This window comes from candidate division KSB1 bacterium (assembly GCA_034506395.1).
Classification (GTDB): Bacteria; Zhuqueibacterota; Zhuqueibacteria; order Thermofontimicrobiales; family Thermofontimicrobiaceae; genus Thermofontimicrobium.
This window is the reverse complement of sequence record JAPDPQ010000025.1, coordinates 21,749-40,560: the sequence shown is the minus strand read 5'-3', so window position 1 is coordinate 40,560 and position 18,812 is coordinate 21,749. Positions and strand designations below refer to the sequence as shown.

Annotated in this window: 17 protein-coding genes, 1 tRNA gene and 1 pseudogene; 16 read left to right on the top strand and 3 right to left on the bottom strand. The window is 44.4% G+C overall.

The features are described from left to right. Window positions 1-87 precede the first annotated feature (87 nt). The 4 genes from ONB37_14800 to ONB37_14785 are packed head-to-tail and all read left to right on the top strand — an operon-like array spanning window position 88 to window position 3,931. The gene (locus ONB37_14800; protein MDZ7401422.1) at window positions 88-438 is read left to right on the top strand and encodes an STAS domain-containing protein; all 351 of its coding nucleotides are present in this window, start codon (window positions 88-90) and stop codon (window positions 436-438) included. Window positions 439-457: 19 nt separating this feature from the next. Next, window positions 458-928, top strand: coding sequence for an ATP-binding protein (locus ONB37_14795; protein MDZ7401421.1), 471 nt, complete (start codon window positions 458-460; stop codon window positions 926-928). Then, window positions 915-2,747: a SpoIIE family protein phosphatase gene (locus ONB37_14790; GenBank protein MDZ7401420.1), complete on the top strand. Its 1,833-nt coding sequence runs from the start codon at window positions 915-917 to the stop codon at window positions 2,745-2,747. Before ONB37_14795 ends, ONB37_14790 begins: the two co-directional genes overlap by 14 nt. Window positions 2,748-2,785: 38 nt before the next feature. Continuing rightward, window positions 2,786-3,931: a SpoIIE family protein phosphatase gene (locus tag ONB37_14785; GenBank protein MDZ7401419.1), complete on the top strand. Its 1,146-nt coding sequence runs from the start codon at window positions 2,786-2,788 to the stop codon at window positions 3,929-3,931. 118 nt (window positions 3,932-4,049) lie between these two features. Here ONB37_14785 and ONB37_14780 read toward each other — a convergent pair whose 3' ends face one another. Beyond that, a complete protein-coding gene (locus ONB37_14780; protein MDZ7401418.1) occupies window positions 4,050-4,463 on the bottom strand; it encodes a hypothetical protein in 414 nt (137 codons plus the stop codon). A gap of 331 nt (window positions 4,464-4,794) precedes the next feature. On the opposite strand from ONB37_14780, the gene ONB37_14775 reads away from it, so the two are divergent. The 10 genes from ONB37_14775 (at window position 4,795) to pruA (ending at window position 14,539) form a co-directional block, all read left to right on the top strand. After that, a complete protein-coding gene (locus ONB37_14775) occupies window positions 4,795-5,841 on the top strand; it encodes a N(4)-(beta-N-acetylglucosaminyl)-L-asparaginase (protein MDZ7401417.1) in 1,047 nt (348 codons plus the stop codon). A 117-nt stretch (window positions 5,842-5,958) separates the two neighbouring features. Next, window positions 5,959-6,603, top strand: a complete 645-nt coding sequence (locus ONB37_14770; protein MDZ7401416.1) for a protein-L-isoaspartate(D-aspartate) O-methyltransferase — start codon at window positions 5,959-5,961, stop codon at window positions 6,601-6,603. Window positions 6,604-6,653: 50 nt separating this feature from the next. After that, window positions 6,654-7,244, top strand: coding sequence for a VTT domain-containing protein (locus tag ONB37_14765; GenBank protein MDZ7401415.1), 591 nt, complete (start codon window positions 6,654-6,656; stop codon window positions 7,242-7,244). A 95-nt stretch (window positions 7,245-7,339) separates the two neighbouring features. Then, window positions 7,340-7,414, top strand: a tRNA-Pro gene (locus ONB37_14760). A gap of 167 nt (window positions 7,415-7,581) precedes the next feature. Beyond that, window positions 7,582-9,045 (top strand): radical SAM protein, encoded by a 1,464-nt coding sequence (locus ONB37_14755; protein ID MDZ7401414.1) that lies wholly within the window; start codon window positions 7,582-7,584, stop codon window positions 9,043-9,045. 96 nt (window positions 9,046-9,141) lie between these two features. Beyond that, the gene (locus ONB37_14750) at window positions 9,142-9,936 is read left to right on the top strand and encodes a hypothetical protein (GenBank protein MDZ7401413.1); all 795 of its coding nucleotides are present in this window, start codon (window positions 9,142-9,144) and stop codon (window positions 9,934-9,936) included. 224 nt (window positions 9,937-10,160) lie between these two features. Next, the gene (locus tag ONB37_14745; GenBank protein ID MDZ7401412.1) at window positions 10,161-10,589 is read left to right on the top strand and encodes a RidA family protein; all 429 of its coding nucleotides are present in this window, start codon (window positions 10,161-10,163) and stop codon (window positions 10,587-10,589) included. A 222-nt stretch (window positions 10,590-10,811) separates the two neighbouring features. Beyond that, complete coding sequence (locus tag ONB37_14740) at window positions 10,812-11,435, top strand: MBL fold metallo-hydrolase (protein MDZ7401411.1); 624 nt, start codon at window positions 10,812-10,814, stop codon at window positions 11,433-11,435. 132 nt (window positions 11,436-11,567) lie between these two features. Then, window positions 11,568-12,866, top strand: coding sequence for a M23 family metallopeptidase (locus ONB37_14735; GenBank protein MDZ7401410.1), 1,299 nt, complete (start codon window positions 11,568-11,570; stop codon window positions 12,864-12,866). 41 nt (window positions 12,867-12,907) lie between these two features. Then, complete coding sequence (gene pruA / locus ONB37_14730; protein MDZ7401409.1) at window positions 12,908-14,539, top strand: L-glutamate gamma-semialdehyde dehydrogenase; 1,632 nt, start codon at window positions 12,908-12,910, stop codon at window positions 14,537-14,539. 116 nt (window positions 14,540-14,655) lie between these two features. Here pruA and ONB37_14725 read toward each other — a convergent pair whose 3' ends face one another. Both ONB37_14725 and ONB37_14720 read right to left on the bottom strand, forming a co-directional pair. Further along, the gene (locus tag ONB37_14725) at window positions 14,656-15,144 is read right to left on the bottom strand and encodes a dCMP deaminase family protein (GenBank protein ID MDZ7401408.1); all 489 of its coding nucleotides are present in this window, start codon (window positions 15,142-15,144) and stop codon (window positions 14,656-14,658) included. A gap of 156 nt (window positions 15,145-15,300) precedes the next feature. After that, a pseudogene (locus ONB37_14720) lies at window positions 15,301-15,675 on the bottom strand (AAA family ATPase). A gap of 479 nt (window positions 15,676-16,154) precedes the next feature. On the opposite strand from ONB37_14720, the gene ONB37_14715 reads away from it, so the two are divergent. Next, window positions 16,155-17,525, top strand: coding sequence for a hypothetical protein (locus tag ONB37_14715; GenBank protein MDZ7401407.1), 1,371 nt, complete (start codon window positions 16,155-16,157; stop codon window positions 17,523-17,525). Window positions 17,526-17,661: 136 nt separating this feature from the next. Then, window positions 17,662-18,801 carry a formylglycine-generating enzyme family protein gene (locus tag ONB37_14710; protein ID MDZ7401406.1) on the top strand — a complete coding sequence of 380 codons (1,140 nt, stop codon included), beginning with the start codon at window positions 17,662-17,664 and terminating at the stop codon, window positions 18,799-18,801. Window positions 18,802-18,812 lie beyond the last annotated feature (11 nt).

The following is an 18,812-nucleotide window of genomic DNA, read 5'->3' as shown; positions in this document are numbered from 1 at the left end:
CTCTCCAAAAAGCTAACGAACAGCCAGTCGCTCATGCTCGTGCTGATTTCGCGTCAACTGCCAATCATAATTACCAGGAGCTTTAACATGGAATCGTTTGAGGTGACAAGAAGGCTTAACGGGAACGTTGCAATTCTTGATATTAAAGGATATCTAGATGCTCACACAGCGCCGCGCTTGGAACAGGAAATCCAATCATTGGTTGATGAAAACAAGTACAAGATCATCGTTAATTTCAAAGATCTCGTTTACATCAGCAGCGCGGGCTTGGGAGTTTTCATGGGATTTATTGAGAACATTCGCAGCCATCAAGGTGATATTAAGCTGACGAATATGTCCCCAAAAATCTATCGGGTGTTTGATCTGCTGGGATTCCCGACTTTATACGACATCTTCGATGATGAGCAACAGGCGATAAAAAAGTTCAATGTCCAATGACCGCAACGGGGAGCAGTTTGTGACCACAAATAAAGCGCGCTATCATCTAAAGATACCTGGTGAAACCGATAATCTTGAAATCATCCGGCTTTTTGTGTCCAGCATCGCAGCAAAAGCAGGGTTCAATGCCGATGATATCAGCAAAATCGAATTGGCGGTTGACGAAGCTTGTGCAAATGTCATTAAACACGCTTATGCTAAAGAAACAAAAGGTCCGATCGACATTGCTATTGAGCTTGATTATCAGAAGCTGGTGATCATGATCACCGATCATGGCAGAGGATTTGACGTGAGCCAGATTTTGCAGAAAGATGTAAAAGAATATCTTGCTGAATTACATGTGGGAGGCCTGGGCATTTATTTGATGAAGGCTTTGATGGATGAGGTGGAATTTGATTCGCAACCTGGTGTCAAAACGCAGGTCAGAATGGTGAAATATTTTTTGAAGAACGGCAAATTGCAAAAGAATCGTGCGAATGAACGCCATTAATCAGGAAATCCAGTCGACAGCCCCACCAGCTCTGGATGGCGGCGAAGGTGTCAGCCGCATCCTTGATGAAAAGCTCATGGAATTGCAGTCCCTGTTCGAAATCAGCCAGACCTTAAATTCTTCGCTGAACCTGAAGTCGATCCTCGATAACATACTATTAACTCCCATGGGCAAAATGATGATTACCCGGGGGATGGTTTTGCTCCATACGGAAGATGGGCAATTGCGCGTCGAAACGCTGAAAGGATTGCCGAGGCAATTGCTGGGACAGATTGTTTTTTTGTCCCCCATGATTGCAGAACCCTTTGTCGTGGGTGACTTGATTGATCATTCAATTGCAGGGCTCGAGTTTTTTGTGCATCATCGACTGGTGTTATTGTTACCAATTCGAAGCAGCGATAAGACCCTGGGATTGATTGCGTTTGGGAAAAAAATATCTGGCAAAGAGTATCTTAAATCAGAAATCGAATACTTGAAATCGTTAGCCAATATCGCTGCCACCTCTATTGAAAACGGCTTGATGGTCATGCAGCTTCAAGCAGTGAATCGGCAACTGGACAAGAAGATCCAAGAATTAAACACCCTATTCGATATTGGGAAGGAATTGAATTCCACTTTTGACCAGAATAAAATTATCAATCTATTGAGCTATGCGGTGATGGGGGAGATGATGGTGAATCGATGCCTCGTTTTCGTGAAAGAAGACGAGGGAATGCGATTAGCAGTTTCCAAGGGACACAAGCATCAGGAAGAACTTAAGCAATTTGAATCATCAGATTTATTAGCTGCCCTAGGATCCATTGAGCATCCCATTCACTTGAAACTTGAAGCTCGCTGCCCTGCGCCATTGTCGACGTTTCAGCAAGCAGGATTTCATGCCATCGTGCCCATGAGGATTCAGAACCAAACCAAAGGGATTTTGGCCATTGGGGAACGGATCAACCATCAAGATTTTGATCAGTATGATCTTGAGTTTTTATTTACCCTGGGCAATGAGGCGATGATATGCTTGGAGAATGCCCGGCTATTTAAAGAAACGCTTGAAAAGCAGCGGCTGGAAGAGGAATTGGCGCTCGCTCGGGATATCCAAAAAAATTTGCTGCCCCGGGAATGTGTTAAATTGACAAATTATGATATCGACGCGATCAATGTTCCCAGCCTTCAAGTCAGTGGGGATTATTTCGACTGCATTCGCTTAAGTGAAGATAAAATCTGTCTGGCAATTGCTGACGTCTCAGGAAAAGGGATCGGCGCTGCACTTTTAATGGCAAATCTCCAGGCCGTGCTACACGCACTGATTGATGCTGAAGCGTCGTTAACCGAGGTGGCTTACAAAATCAACAATCTGATTTTTAAGAATACTCATTACGACAAATTTATCACGTTCTTTTTTGGCATTTTGGACATCAATGAAAATAGTTTTACCTACGTAAATGCTGGTCACAACCCGCCGATCTGGTTGCGCCACGATGGTCGGATTGCGCGTTTGGAAAAAGGAGGGATCATTTTGGGAATGATGCCGAATTTATCCTATCAACAGGAAACAATTTTATTGGAACATGGTGATTGGATTGTGATGTATACGGATGGGGTCTCAGAAGCAGTGAACGCGGCAGATGAGGAGTTCGAAGAACAGCGTTTGATCGAAGTAATTCGCGCGAACCGAGCCCATTCTGCTAGCGCCATGAAAGAACAGATACTGAGCAGTGTTCGCGAATTTACAATCGGTCAACCCCAGCGGGATGATATCACGTTATTATGTATGGTCCATCGCCGATCAGATAAACCTGCTGGGGAAAAGCGCAACGATGGAAAATGATGGTTCGGAATTCAAAAGAGTAGGAGAAAGGGAATTAAATGTCATCCATTTTGATCGCTGATGATGATAATACAATCTTACTGCTTCTATCCAAGGTCTTGGGCGGTAATGAACATGAATTAACCCTTGCCAATAACGGCAAAGAGGCGCTGGAACGAATTAAGGAAAAGGCCTTTGATCTGATCATCTCCGATCTGCAAATGCCTGAGGTGAACGGGATAGAAGTTTTGCAAGCTGGAAAGAACAAAAGTCCCGAGACCGAGGTATTGATTCTGACTGGACATGCCAGCATAAAATCAGCCGTAAGCGCCATGAAACTGGGCGCATTTGAATATCTCACCAAACCAGTTGATGTTGAAGAATTGAGGCTTAAAGTCGCCCAAGCATTAAAACATCGACAGATGAAAATTGAACTCGAGCGGCAGCAACGAAAAATCGAAGAATATAATGAGATGATTCAGCATGATTTGAAATTAGCGGAACAGGTCCAGCAGAGCTTGGTACCTCTACCCATCAGCAATAGCAGGATCGATATCGGGCTGAAGCATCTCCCTATGATCGGCGTGGGAGGGGATTTTGCCGATATTTATTATGATGGAGAACAATTCATTTACATTACGATGATCGATATCACTGGTCATGGCATCACTGCCGCACTGCTGGTGAATCGAATTTGTAGTGAGGTTCGCACTTTGGTCCGTGACGAATTTGAGCCCAATGAAATATTGTATAATCTGAACAATTTTGTCATCGATATTTTTCAGCGAACGGGCATGTTTTTGACCATGTTTACCTCGAAGTTGGATCTCCATGCTAATAGCTTTACCTATGCAGGGAGCTCTCATCCAGCGATTATTTTGTGGAAAAAAAGCAGCGATAAGTTTCAAAAATTGTCATCCCAAAATATGATCATCGGTTTTGAGAAACAACCAGTGGAGAATTTTTCTCAGGACACAATTCAACTGGACAACGGGGATAAGCTGTTTTTTTACACAGATGGAATCGTTGAAGCAGAAAACGATCAGCGCGAACAATTCGGTATGAAACGATTGCTTTATATCCTCGATCAAATGAGAAATCAGCCTTCTCAGCAGATTGCGGATAGCGTGTTAAGCTATATGCAAGAGCAACAATTCACGCAGATCCGGGATGATGTCTTTATTATTGTGGCGCATATTCTGTAAATCGGTCCGGTTTTGTAATATCTTTGCATAATTTGATCTTCTTAAATGAAAAAGGCGCCAAGCAGAATCGCTCAACTGATGTCTCTTGAGCTTTCATTCTGCCTGGCGCCCTTTCGTTTTATTGGATGAATTCGATGTCCATTCGAACGGTCCGCTGAAATATTGAATAGAGTTCTTTCAAGAAATTCCCTTCAACATCCATTTTGACGGCCATAGTAAAAAATACATATTCCACGGGGATGCGTTCTACTTCCCGTCCCTGACCGATCCGTTCCATTTTATTTTTCACAGTAAAATCCTCAATGCTAACGTGATCAAATACCACATCGTTATCATAAGCATCATGAGGAGCAAACTTCACCCGAATCAACCGCTTTCGAAAGCCGGCAAAAAGATCAGAGATCTGTAAGGTGTTATTCAATTTTGCCTCTCCCTTGAAAACGAGCTTGTTTAGTATCTCTTTGGTTTCAGGGTCCTTCTCCTGTTTCGGTTGGAACGCAGTGATTCTGGTATCATCAAAGCTGCTATTCATAGATCATCCTCGAAATTGATTTTTAAAAATATGCTTTTTAGAGCGCCAAATATAAACAATAAAAACGAACAAAGCAAGTACGATTTTTAGAATTTATCAGCTTTTGTTTGATGGGCGAAGGCCGATCGGAAAAAAGCGTTCGATATCGGAGTATTTGATTCGTTAATAAATTCAAGGAAATTTGACACGCCAACTCGAATATTTGCTATCAAAAAGTATAATCGGATGAATTTTCTAAAAATTTCCACTTGATATTTAAAAAAATTATCAATATCTTCAGCAAGTCACTCAATTCAAAATAGGCAATTCGGATAAATAGGAAGAGCGGACAATGAACTCAGACATAACGCGGCGAAATTTCGTTAAAGGAATTTCTGGTTTGGGTCTTTCTTTGTTGTCATTTCCCCTTTGGGCAAAAGTTAGTGGCCAAAAATCGATTGTCTCTAGGATTCCCATCATTCTGTGCAGCCGAGGTGCGGATTGGGGGAAGAAGGTAAATGAACCGGGATGGGAGATCCTATCGCGCGGCGGCAATATTCTTGACGCAATTGAGAAAAGTGCCAATGTGGTCGAGCTGGACCCAGAAGACATGTCAGTGGGCTATGGGGGCTTGCCCAATGAGGATGGAGAAGTGGAATTGGATGCGTGTATCATGTACGGTCCGACCCATTCTTGCGGTGCAGTGGCTTCCTTGCGCCATATTAAGACGCCCAGTTCGGTTGCACGATTGGTGATGGAGCGTACCGATCATATTCTGTTGACTGGCAGAGGGGCTTTGAGATTCGCTCTTGCCCATGGGTTCAAGAAGGAAAATCTGTTGACCGAAAAGGCTCGATTGGCCTGGTTGCGCTGGAAGGAAAACATGAGTGATCAGGATGACTGGCTGCCGCCGAAAGACGGAAAATATCCCGAGCGTCCCAGTGGAACAATTAACGTCTTGGCGGTGGATCAGAATGGTGATATCGCTGGGATCACAACTACTAGCGGCCTTGCCTTTAAGATCCCAGGGCGCGTCGGAGATTCGCCCATCATCGGTGCGGGACTGTACGTCGATAATCAAGTCGGAGCGGCTGGAGCCACTGGCCGCGGAGAGGAAGTGATCAGGACCTGCGGCAGCTTTTTTGTGGTGGAATTAATGCGTCAAGGGAAAACCCCCCAACAGGCGTGCGAGGCAGCCTGTCAGCGGATCATCGATGTGAATGGCGGAATAGAGCAGATCAAAAAGAAGCGCTACAATGACAAATTCATTGCGGTAAATAAGCAGGGCGAGGTCGGTTGTGCAGAAATTATCGGCTCGCCCAAAGATCCTCCTCAACTCGCTTATATCAATCCGAGTGGGTTTCACGTTTACAGTGGCTCAATTTTGATTGAAATCTAATGGCATCTTGTCTCAAAAATGGAGATCGGTTTCATCCTCCATGGCAGATCACATCGCAATTTGAGCTGCGATGAAAAATGTCTTGCATTATTGGAATTTTATTATTAAATTTCGCCCATGAATCAGCTCAATGATGCCCGGCGAAGGATGGTGCATGACCAACTGGTGAGGCGAGGGATTCGTCATCCAGCGGTGCTTAGAGCCATGCGTAAGATCAAGCGGCATCTATTTGTCGATGAGAAAGATTGGGAACGTGCCTACGATGACACGCCACTTTCCATACCATGTTCGCAAACCATCTCGCAACCTTATATGGTAGCTCTGATGACCGAGCTGATTGAGCCGGAAAAAAATAAGAAAGTGCTTGAAATCGGAACAGGCTCTGGGTATCAGACGGCGATCTTGGCAGAGACATGCGGGCAAGTTTATTCAATTGAGCGACATCGAGAATTGGCAGATCGCGCACAACAGATTCTCCGAGCATTAGGTTACAGCAATGTGGAGATTCGATGTGGCGATGGGACAATGGGATGGCCGGAACATGCGCCATTTGATGCGATCATTGTAACTGCTGGAGCACCAGAAATTCCAGAAACCTTGGTGCAGCAGTTGGTCGAGGGTGGTTTGATGGTGATCCCAGTAGGAAGCCAATATCGCCAAAATTTGGAATTGATCAAAAAAAGGGGAGACTCTTATATAACTAAGACAATATGCGGCTGCATATTTGTACCGTTGATTGGTAAGGAAGGGTGGAAGGAGTGAGCACGAATTTGACAGAGATGGACATCGGGATGGGAACAACAACTCAGCGAGTGACTTTCGTTCGAAGGCTATATGATTGGGTGCTCCATTGGGCAGAGACTCCCTATGGTTCTTTGGCACTCATAATTCTGGCGTTCGCCGAATCTTCCTTTTTTCCAGTGCCGCCAGATGTGCTGTTGATTGCTTTGGCTATTTCGATCCCAAAGCGGTCGTTTTTCTATGCCCTGGAAACTAGTATTGCATCGGTTATCGGTGGCATGCTCGGCTACTATATCGGCTTGGCGTTGATGGATATTATCGGCTGGCGCATTATCGATTTCTATAATGCCCGACCGCTATTTACCGAGCTGTTTAAGACTTTTAATGAATATAATTTTTGGGCGGTGCTAATCGCAGCAATCACGCCGATCCCTTATAAAGTGTTCACCATTTCGGCAGGAGCAGCCAATGCCAATTTTGCTGTATTCATGATCGCATCCATCATCGGACGGTCGATTCGGTTTTTTGCGGTCGGGGCTCTGATTTTTATTTTTGGTGAGCGAATCAAGAATTTTATCGACAAATATTTCAATTGGCTCTCAATCGTTTTCGTTGTGTTGCTAATTGGCGGCTTTTTGTTGATCAAATATGCGTTTCGTTAGCAAATTTTTCCGTTGAAACCAATCAAGATTTTTGATTTTCAGTCTTGAGGCCTTACAGCAATGGCCGGCGAACGTGAACCTTATATTCTAATCATCGGGGCGTAGCGCAGCCCGGGTAGCGCGCTTGCTTCGGGAGCAAGAGGTCGGTGGTTCAAATCCACTCGCCCCGACAACATTTTCAGAAATGGGTCATTTTGCTGACCCATTTTTCATTCATGCACAGAACGCATCAATCGATCATGCACGCCAGAGACCTTACATCGCTGTGCAAAAAATATTTTTAGTGCCTCATGACCTAACGATTGTCAGTCGATCATGCGTTTTTCTCAAATGAGCGATGAACAGCCAGAATATTCTTTTGGTCAACCCTTGGATTTTCGATTTCGCAGCATATGATTTTTGGATCAAACCGATCGGTTTGCTATCCATTGGTCATTATTTAGAACAACATGGCTATCGGACTTATTTAATCGATTGCTTGGATCGATTTCATCCGCTTATCCCCAAGACAAAACAAAAAAAATACGGTACTGGGAAGTTTATTCGAACAGAGGTGGAAAAACCAGCCATTCTCAAGCACATTCCCAGAAAATATTGCCGTTATGGTCTGCCCTTAGAGGCATTCTTCGCCGCGCTGGATCAAATTCCCCAGCCAGCAGCGATCTTAGTAACCTCCGGAATGACCTATTGGTATCCAGGGCCTCAGTTTGCCATTCGTTTGCTCCGAGAAAGATTTCCCAATACGATGATTGCTCTGGGTGGAATTTACGCAACACTCTGTTATGATCATGCTCTACGGCACGCTGGTGCTGATATCGTCATCAAAGGTCCGGGTGAAATTGCCGCTTTGAAAATGCTCGATAAGTTGACGGGAAATGATCGAACCATCGATGATCGAAATTTGGAATTTCCCACACCAACATATCACTACTATCAAAAACTCATCTCTGTACCAGTTATCACATCCATGGGCTGTCCTTATCGATGTTCGTTTTGTGCATCCCATTTGATCGCTGGAAAATTTCGGCAGCGCGATCCTGAGATGGTGATCGAAGAGATCGAATATTATTATCGTCGCCGCCACGTCAGGCATTTCGCATTTTACGACGATGCCCTGCTGATCAATCAGGAACGACATCTATCTGCAATATTGGACACAATCATCGAACGGAAGCTTCATATTGATTTCCATACTCCCAATGGAATGCATGCCAAGGAAATCACACCCGATTTGGCAAAGAAGATGTTTCAAGCCAATTTCAAAACGATCCGCTTGAGTTTTGAAACCGTGAATCCTGCGCGACGACCAGATATTGGGAATAAAATCGACGAGGACGCTTTGGCAAATGCGCTTGATTATTTAGAGCAAGCTGGCTATCGGCGCAAAGAGATAGATACCTATGTGATCATGGGTTTGCCCAACCAATCCGTTGACGAAGTGGTAGAGGGACTGCTGTTTGTCATTGGTCTTGGTTCTAAAGCAAAATTGACCTCATTTTCGCCGATCCCGGGCACATTGGATTGGGATCGAGCCGTTCAATCGGGCAATCTCGATCCTGATATTGATCCGCTGTTGACAAATAATTCGATTTTTCCGTTGCGGCGAGCCGATTTCACTTATGACATGTTTCAAAAGGTGAAAAACCTCGCGAAAGTTCTCAATTATGGTCTCGACCATGGGATTAACTTATTTGATCGCTCTTTCTTGGCTCGCATCGCAGCAAGTGTTGTTCGGCGGGGCGAAGCAATTTCCAGTATAGTCCATCACGATACAGGAAAGCAAATGTTTACCTCGCACTGAACCATTTCCTGCGTCGTTAAAAAACATGGATGATGAAATATCATCTACGAGCTAACGTTTTCTTGATGATGAGCATAGCTCAGGAGGAATTTCAGCTTGGGTTTAGACGCACCGTTCACAGAGACAGTGACGATTTATATGGGGATTGCCATTATTCTTACTGGCATCACCTTGCTTGTCCATTTGTTTCTGAAATCGCGGGCCAAGTCTGTGGAACAGAAAAAGGCTGCCGAACAAAAACCATCGGCTCTCTCAAAAGGCGTTACTGATGTCCTCGACTTCTTGACGAAATTTTTATTAGGGAAAGCGGTGGACAAAACCAAGAATCGACAGCTTGGCTGTTTGTTTGAGGTCACAAGAATTTCACTGATTTTGTTTTTCATTTTTATTGGTGTGGTGGTCATGTTTATCGGGCTCTTTATTCAGCCCTTTATCAGTTTTGAAAATGAGGACCTTGCTGCCGAGGTGCGTTGTGTCGAGGCGGATACAACCAACAATTATATTGAACTGGAATTAGTTCGCACCAAAGGCCGTTTGCCAAACACGCCTCAAAAATATTTTATCATCGGCGATCGCTGGTTTATCCGCGGCGATGTGATCCAATGGAAGCATTGGCTGAGGATATTTGGACTGAGAAACATGTACCGATTGACGCGATTAGGTGGATTTTTTGTCGATGAGAAAGTTAATAGCAATTTAATCCCGAGCCAATATAGTCTGGTCTTTGAAGAGGAGAGCTCCAGTTTGAGCTGGATTTTCAAGATCGGCTACGACTTTTTTTTGGTTCAGGGGGTGCAAAGCAATAGCCTGACCCAGGTTCCTGAACCAGGAAAACTGACCCGAATTTATGTGACCTCCGCTGGACTGACGCTTGGTTTGGAGTCAAAATAGGTATTCTGATCATCATGAGCTCGGAATCCATGGAGATGTTGAGGCAGTTAAGAACAAGGCCTTTTCATCATCAAATGAATGGCCTCAACTATTGAGGCCTATCGAATTTTTCGTTCGCAAGAATTGCAGAATGAATCTTCTGATTATGCTGATTTTGAAACCCAAATAAAAATACCATGCAAGGAGGAAAAAGTATGAGAGGTTTATTTCTATTGAGTGTCGTTATGCTATTAATCGTTTCATGCCAACCGCAAGGATCTCAGCAGCCTGACAAAGCCGTAATTGTTAGTCCTGATGCGCCCGCTGCAATAGGGCCTTATAGCCAAGCAATCAAAGTAGGCAATACGCTGTATTGCTCGGGTCAAATTGCAATTGATCCTGCAACGAATCAAATGGTGACAGAGACGATCGAAGCGGAGACCGAACAGGTGCTGAAGAATCTCGGCGCCGTGTTAAAAACGGCTGGGATGGATTATTCTGACGTGGTTTCTGCTACAGTCTATATGACCGATATTCAAAATTACAGCCGCATCAATAATGTCTACTCAAAGTACTTTTCAGCCCAACCACCAGCGCGCGCTGCTGTCCAAGTGGCAAATTTGCCCAAAAACGCCAATGTCGAAATTGCTTGCATCGCTGTAAAAGCTCGATGAGCTGTTATGATCTATTCGTCATCAAGCTAGATTCTTTTTATTCTGGAAAACGAAAATATTGCCCTCAAAATTGCTGTCTTGGTGGTATTTTTACCACATCAAACCAGGGGAAGGGCATGCACTGCAAATAAGCTAAAATTCGCCATGCGCTTGTTGTTTTCAAATCATATTGATGTTTCTGAAAAATGGACTAGCGAAATCGTCAATAGGGAGGAGACGCTAATGAAAACAGAGAACATCCATTGGTTAGGCCATGATTCGTTTCGGATCGAAGATCAGGGGAAGAACATCTACATCGATCCATGGAAATTGTCATCCAAAGCGGTGCCTGCGGATTATATTTTGGTGACCCACAGTCATTATGACCATTTTTCCAAAGCGGATATTGATAAAATCAAAATCCCCCAAACCAAACTTGTTGGACCAACAGATGTGGTCAAGCAATTGGGTTCAAATGCAATTGCGCTAACACCTCATCAGGAGATCAAGCTGGATCAGCTTAGCATCCGCGCAGTTCCCGCTTATAACATCGGGAAGAAGTTTCATCCGCGCGAAAACAACTGGATCGGTTTCGTGATCACCCTTTCAGATGGTACAAAGATCTATCATGCTGGGGATACAGATTTCATCCCTGAGATGAAACGACTGAAAGTAGATATCGCGTTGCTGCCAGTCAGCGGGACTTATGTGATGACTGCGGACGAAGCGATCGAAGCAGCGAATGCGTTCCAGCCAAAGATCGTCATTCCCATGCATTTTGGGGATATAGTTGGGGATCAGCATGATGCTGAGAAATTCAAGGCGGGTTTTTCTGGACAAACGATCATCAAACCCATTGAGAGATGACGCGAATTAAGATCAAAAGTCAAGTAGTAATTGGAATCCAGCTTATAGATTCCCGATTTAAAGCTTGACATATTGCAGTTATTTTGCTATATTTGTCTTGAAACGAAATTGTAACAAGGATAGACCTCGTCAATGAAAAAAATAGTTAATCTGCTGTTGCTCATTCCGTTTCTCATCTTTGCTATCTATGCTTTTTGGCCAGCTCATCGGGAAAGCCATGAACTGGTAGATCTACCTGATGTTTCTAATTTTTCACTAAAAGCCGAAGCGCCGATCAGGATTTTCGATACAGTGCAGCGGGGAGAAACGCTTTCGGCTCTGCTCATCAAAAACGGGATTGCTGTTGAGTTGCTTCAATCCATCATTGAAGCGTTCAAAGAACATTACTCATTAAATCGCTTGCGGCCTGGGGATCGCTATGAGATCGAAGTAGACCGGCAGGGCAGGATGCTTTCGTTGGTCTATAGCCCTTCGGTTGAAAAGAAGTTTCATATCTTTCTGGATCGCAATAATAGCTATAACTCGCGAACGATCGCTGTCGATTTGGTCCCCAAATTAAAATACTTGAAAGCAAATATCCAAACAACAGTGTATGATGCGGTCCTTGAGGCAGGCGAAACCCCAGAGCTTTTGATGTCCTACACGGATATTTTTCAATGGGACATCGATTTCTTTGTTGATCCTCAGTATGGTGATGAAATTAGGATCGTCTACGAAAAATTCTATACGCCTGAAACAGAACAGTTCGTGAAATACGGCAAAATCTTAGCCGCTCAATATATCTCAAAAACAGATACATTCACAGCGATCTACTTCGCTAATACGCCAGCGGATGAGGGCTATTATGATCCGAAAGGGAATTCGTTTCAAAAGACGTTTCTTAAATCTCCGCTCAATTATCGGCGCATTAGTTCCCATTTTTCATTCTCGCGAAAACATCCCATCCTGAAAATTTTTCGGCCGCATTACGGTGTTGACTACGCAGCGCCTGAGGGAACACCAGTTTCTGCAGCTGCCAATGGCGTTGTCCTCGATAAAGGTTATGATCGGGGCATTGGTAACTTTGTTAAGTTACAGCATCGCAACGGTCATTTTGTTACTGTCTATGGCCATTTGAGCGGTTTTGCGGAGGGCATTCAGAAGGGAGCAAGTGTCAAACAAAAGCAAGTAATTGGATTCGTGGGAAGGACTGGATTGGCGACCGGTCCCCATTTGCACTATGCCATGTATGAGAATGGTCGACCGATCAATCCGTTGAAGATCAAAAATGCCTCGGGTGAACCGATACTTCCAGAAAACCGTGAGCGATTTTATCAACATACGGATATCATGCTCGCTCATTTGCAGTCAATCGATCAATCCGATGTGGCTTTGGTATTAATTCCCGCGTCTCAGGTGCATTTTAATCGATATATTTTGCCAGAACGATGAACAAATTAAATTGAACCAGAAATGATGAGAGGAGAAACTTTATGACGAATGGTATTTTTAATGTTCCGGTTCCGAGTAATGAGCCTGTTTTGTCCTACGGCCCAGGAAGTCCTGAGAAAAAGGCATTAAAGGCAAAGATTGCAGAGTTGAAGTCGAAGGAAATAGAAATTCCGATAATTGTCGGCGGTGAAGAGTTAAAGACTGGACGATTAGCAGAATGCAGGTGTCCCCATGAGACAAAACATTTATTGGGTGTCTATCACAAATCTAGCGAGAAAGAAGTGAATCAGGCGATTGACGCTGCTTTGAAGGCACGGCCGAAGTGGGCCTCCATGAGCTGGGAAGCACGAGCCGCGATTTTCTTGAAAGCAGCGGAACTCTTAGCTGGCCCCTATCGACCGATCCTCAATGCAGCAACCATGCTATGTCAGTCGAAAACGGTTTTTCAGGCAGAAATCGACTCTGCCTGCGAGCTGATCGATTTCTATCGCTTCAATCCTTACTATATGCAGCAAATCTATCAGCAGCAGCCCCAATCCTCAAAAGCTTGTTGGAATTATGTCGAGTATCGACCATTAGAGGGATTTGTCTTCGCAGTGACGCCATTTAATTTCACGTCGATAGCTGGCAACTTGCCCACAGCACCCGCGATGATGGGTAACGTCGTGATTTGGAAACCAGCATCATCAACAGTTTATACTGCATATTTCATCATGCAATTGCTCAAAGAAGCGGGGCTGCCCGATGGGGTGATCAATATGGTTCCAGGCCCTGGTGGCTCGGTAGGAAACCCAGTGATGGCCAGTCCGCATTTGGCAGGCGTTCATTTCACCGGTTCGACATCGGTATTTCAAGATATGTGGAAAACTATTGGGAATAACATTGCGAAATATCGAACCTATCCTCGCATCGTGGGTGAAACCGGAGGAAAAGATTTCATTTTTGCGCATCGTTCTGCCGATCTGGATGCGTTGACAACTGCCATGGTCCGAGGAGCATTCGAATATCAGGGACAGAAATGCTCGGCAGCGTCGAGAGCCTATATCCCATCCAGCATCTGGCCTGAGTTGAAGCAAAAATTAATTGCTGCGGTGAAACGGATTCGTATGGGATCACCAGAGGATTTCACCAATTTTATGGGCGCGGTGATCGATCGTGCTGCTTATGAAAGCATTATCAGCTATATCGATTATGCGAAAAAATCGTCGGAGGCTGAATTCATTACCGGTGGCAATTACAGTGACGCGATAGGTTATTTTATCGAACCGACTATTGTTGTTACTAACAATCCGAAGTTCAAATTAATGGAGGAGGAAATCTTTGGTCCGGTAATTACGCTTTATATTTATCCCGACGAAAAATATGAAGAGACCTTACATTTATGCGATGAGACTTCACCCTATGGGTTAACTGGATCGATTATCGCGCGCGATCGCTATGCCATCATTCAAGCGGCTGAAATATTGACGCATGCGGCCGGAAATTTTTACATTAATGATAAACCCACTGGAGCTGTGGTTGGTCAACAACCATTTGGTGGCAGTCGGGCCTCAGGTACCAATGATAAGGCAGGAAGCATTATCAACTTGCAGCGCTGGGTAACGCCACGAGCCATTAAAGAGAATTTCCTTCCACCAACTGATTTTCCGTATCCGCACATGCAAGAGCCATAAATTGACTTTAGCGGATCAGTGGTGGTCAATCTTTTTGAAAGTGGCGCCCACTTATTTCGAAATCGTGGCGACAAGGGCTAAAAACCAAACGGCCGTTTCACCGGCCGTTTGTTATTTTATAGCAGTAACCGAATGGTCATATCTGGTTGTGCAATGCGCTCAAACCGAACACCTGCCTGCTGAAATAGCTCCATGACCAGATTAAAGTTATCTGGATACTCGCCACAAGATACGACGCGCTTTAATCCAGCATTCACGATCATTTTGGCGCAAATAATGCAAGGGCTATGGGTGCAGTACAACGTTCCACCATCGATGGCAACGCCATGGACCCCAGCCTGAATGATGGCATTTTGCTCTGCATGGATGGCACGACAGATTTCATGGCGCTCGCCAGAGCGAATATTGAGTTGATTTCTGAGACACCCGAGTTTGGTACAATCATCAATATTTCTGGCCGCACCATTATAGCCTGTCGTTAATACATGCCGATCTTTCACAATAATTGCCCCTACATGATGGCGCAAGCAAGTCGATCGTTCAGCAACCAGAAATGCCATCTTGAGAAAATATTCATCCCAACTGGGACGAACGCGCCTTCTCATTTCATCCAAAACCTCATCCACCTGACGGTACAATTGATCGAGACTCCCATCATTGTAAATTCTAAAATCGGCCAATGCCAGACACGAGCTAATATTCTGTTGGTGCTGATCATCACTTTTCTCTCTTTGCTCGATTGTTAAAAATTCCTCCAGATTATTCACGTTCTCCGGTCGATTTCGAACCATGGCACGTTGAAACCTCAGTTCAGTTGGCGCATCAACCCCCAAAAGGAAGAAATTGGGCAACTGTTGCAACGATCGGATTTCAGATACATTTCGAATGCTGTCGATCACTGCATTTCGTCCAGATAGTTTTGGTTTGATCATTTCTGCCAGAACCGCCGCGCCTTTTTCCGCCCGAAGCTTATTCCCCATTTCAATCAGGTTTTCGCGACTCGGTGTCATCCCTAATCGAGCCAGTTCCTCGCGAATAATATCAGAGAGCGAATAAGGCTCAAATCCCTTTTTGATGAGATAATTAAGAATCGTTGTTTTTCCAGAAGCATTGGTTCCAGTTAATCCAATAAGCATGATATAATCCTTTGTGATAATCGGAGTATAATTTGGTCCAAACTGCCTGGACAACTCATTTTAATAATCACTGACAGTTCATGAATCAGGTAGATTTGTCATTGACTAAGAATTTAAAGTCCAAAACGAGCAAAAGTTCAATATTAGTTAGTAGCAAGATTAGCGGCATTGTCGAAGTTTTAATTTTGCAACAAACCCATGCTGGGGAATAGTTGTTGCACGAATTCACTCTAATTTCAAATTTGTCGTTAAACTGATCGCTTTTTGTTAATTGAATCCAACAAAATATTAGAAAAAGCAGCTTAAAGCCAGTCAGATATCCTTCCTATGTCTGGGGGAAAAGGAAGAGATTTGTTCTATAGTGATACAGAATAGTCGAAACATGCCTCAAAAAAATCATATTTCATGATTGGTTCTCACAGACAACAATTCAAATTGACAACTATCGAGCCAGAAACATTTTTTAGAGAGGAGCGATTGTGAATAGCAAGATCCTTTTTCTTTCCGCTTTATTAGTTTTGTTATTCGGCTGTGCAACAAGTCGATATATGACGGCGGACCGCTACTTAAAGGCCAATGACTATGAAAATGCGCTTCGCGAGTATCTGAAAATTGCGGAGAGCGGTAGCTCATTGGGCTTATCCAAGGACATCCGCGCCTTATCTGGTGCGATGATCGCCTATTTCAAGCTCGGAAAATATAAACAGTCGTTCGCTTTGAGCAAACAGATCCTGAGTCAAGATCGCAGAAATAGCTGCGCCATTTTTTATGGGGGGATGAACCTGGAGATGCTGAATAAAAAGCCGCTCGCCAAAAAAGTTTATCGATTTTACACATCGATGTCCCGCTCCGACCCATATTATAAACTTTCTAAGGCCAGATTTCAACAATTGGTGAAGGACGAAATTGGCCAGCGAATTGCTATGGCAGTAAAAATGGAAAATCAGATCGGCGATCATCAGATTGAAGATAACGCCATTGGCGTACTTTATTTTTTGAACGTCATGGAAGATCCGAATTGGAATTCATTGAGCAAAGGGCTGGCTGAGATGATGATTACCGATCTTTCTCAGGTAAATCAACTCAAAGTACTTGAGCGGGTTTATTTAGAAAAGCTTGTTGAAGAAATGCAATTGGGGATGGCTGGCTTGGCTGATGAAGCCACAGCTCCACGCTTCGGTCGCCTGATGGGAGCGAAAAACCTTGTGAATGGTTCGTTTACGATCAAGGCGGACCGTTATCTTTCTATCCAGACCAATTTGATCAACACGAAATCCCGAAGTGCGCTGCAGGGAAAAGAGATGAGTGGCGAATTGACTGAGCTGTTCGATTTCGAAAAGGATATCGTGTTCAGCGTTATAGATCAGCTTGGGATCAAGTTGACTCCTGAGCAGCGCAAAAGAATTGGGATGAATCGAACAAAGAGCCTGGAGGCGTTCAAGGCGTTCTGTCGTGGCTTGGAGCAATATGATCTCGGAGACTATTCTGCAGCAGTGACCAGCTTTCGAGAGGCAAACCGATTGGATCCTGGCTTTATTTTGGCAGCCAACTATCTTGACCTTGCCATGGCTTTGGAGAGCATCGAGCAAGGCAGTTTTATCGCAGCATTTTTCGAAGCAGGAATTTCAGGCCCAGCGGGCAAAGATCAAGCACTCGGCACATTATCGACATCAGCAGAAGATCGTTTAATGCAGCTTTCGCAGAATCTCGAACTTGGTTATTTGCCCGGCAATGACTCGCGCAATGGAGCTTCAGAACTCCTTTTTGATTCCCGATTCTGGGAGGAGGACTGGCGAAATCAAGAGGTGCTTCCTTTACCGCCGACGCCACCATCGGTACCACCCCGGTGATTGGGAGATAATCTTTCAAAAAAATTAGAAAAAGCGGAGGCTATCATCTGTGGGGGGTGAAGTTTTGTACATGGGTGTGAAAAGGAAAATTATCACCGAAAATCAGTTGTAGATCATAATAAGTGGAGCTCATTCCATGATGAAAAAAATGATTCTGATCGCCTTTGGCTGTTGCATGACTGTTATCAGCAACATCTTAGCTCAAAATAGAAATCCAGTGATTGAATCGCTCGTTGCAGAGCAACGGACTGGCACTTTTTTAGTGGACATCCGCTACGATGTAAGCGATCCAGAGAATGATATGTTGTTCGTTTACGTTGAAGTCTCGCGGGATAGCGGCAAGACTTTCACGGTACCGGCTAAAAGCTTCAGTGGTAATTACGGTTTTCCAATTCTACCTGGCAAGGATAAGCTTATCGTTTGGGATGCTGGCATCGATTATCCTGAACAATATGGCGAAAGTTTTCGGGTGAGGCTAATTGCCAGTGACTTAAAGCTCGATCGAGTTGTTTCGATCCCAGCAGATAGTTTTTTAATGGGGGATATCGATGGTTTGTTCGACCAGAAGCCTCCCCACACTGTCCGATTAAATGAATTCAATATCGCCCCGTACGCAGTGACCAATGCAGAATACAAAATTTATTGTGATCTAACCCACCGAGCTTATCCGCCAGAAGGAGGAGCCAGTCAAGCGCCGATCGGATACTTTTTGAACTATCCGAATTATCCAGTAGTTGGGGTTAGCTGGTACGACGCAGTGCGCTATTGCAATTGGCTTAGCCAGCAATATGGATTTAATGCCTGTTATGATACAACGAATTGGAGCTATAATCCTTCGAAAAATGGCTTTCATTTGCCCACAGAAGCCCAATGGGAACGTGCAGCGCGAGGTGGACTTGCGACAAAGAAATATCCCTGGGGAGATGAAGACCCTGGTACGCGCTGCAATTATCAATCTTATCAGGGAGTATTGGTGGACTCAATGGCCCATTTTTCGAATAACCGGGGGCCTTTGCCAGTTGGTAAGTTTCAGCCTAATGGCTTCGGGCTCTATGATATGGCGGGGAACGTGTTTGAATGGTGCAACGACTGGTACCAGGAGGACTATTACTCAATTTCTCCGAGTCAAAATCCACTGGGACCAAGCTCGGGTACAGAACGAGTAATCCGAGGTGGCGCTTGGAACCGAGCTGAAGCAGAGCTCCGTTGCGCTTTTCGGGAGAAAAAAGCGCCAAATACCAAACGATATGACCTTGGTTTTCGAATTGCAAGATAACAAGTCATCAG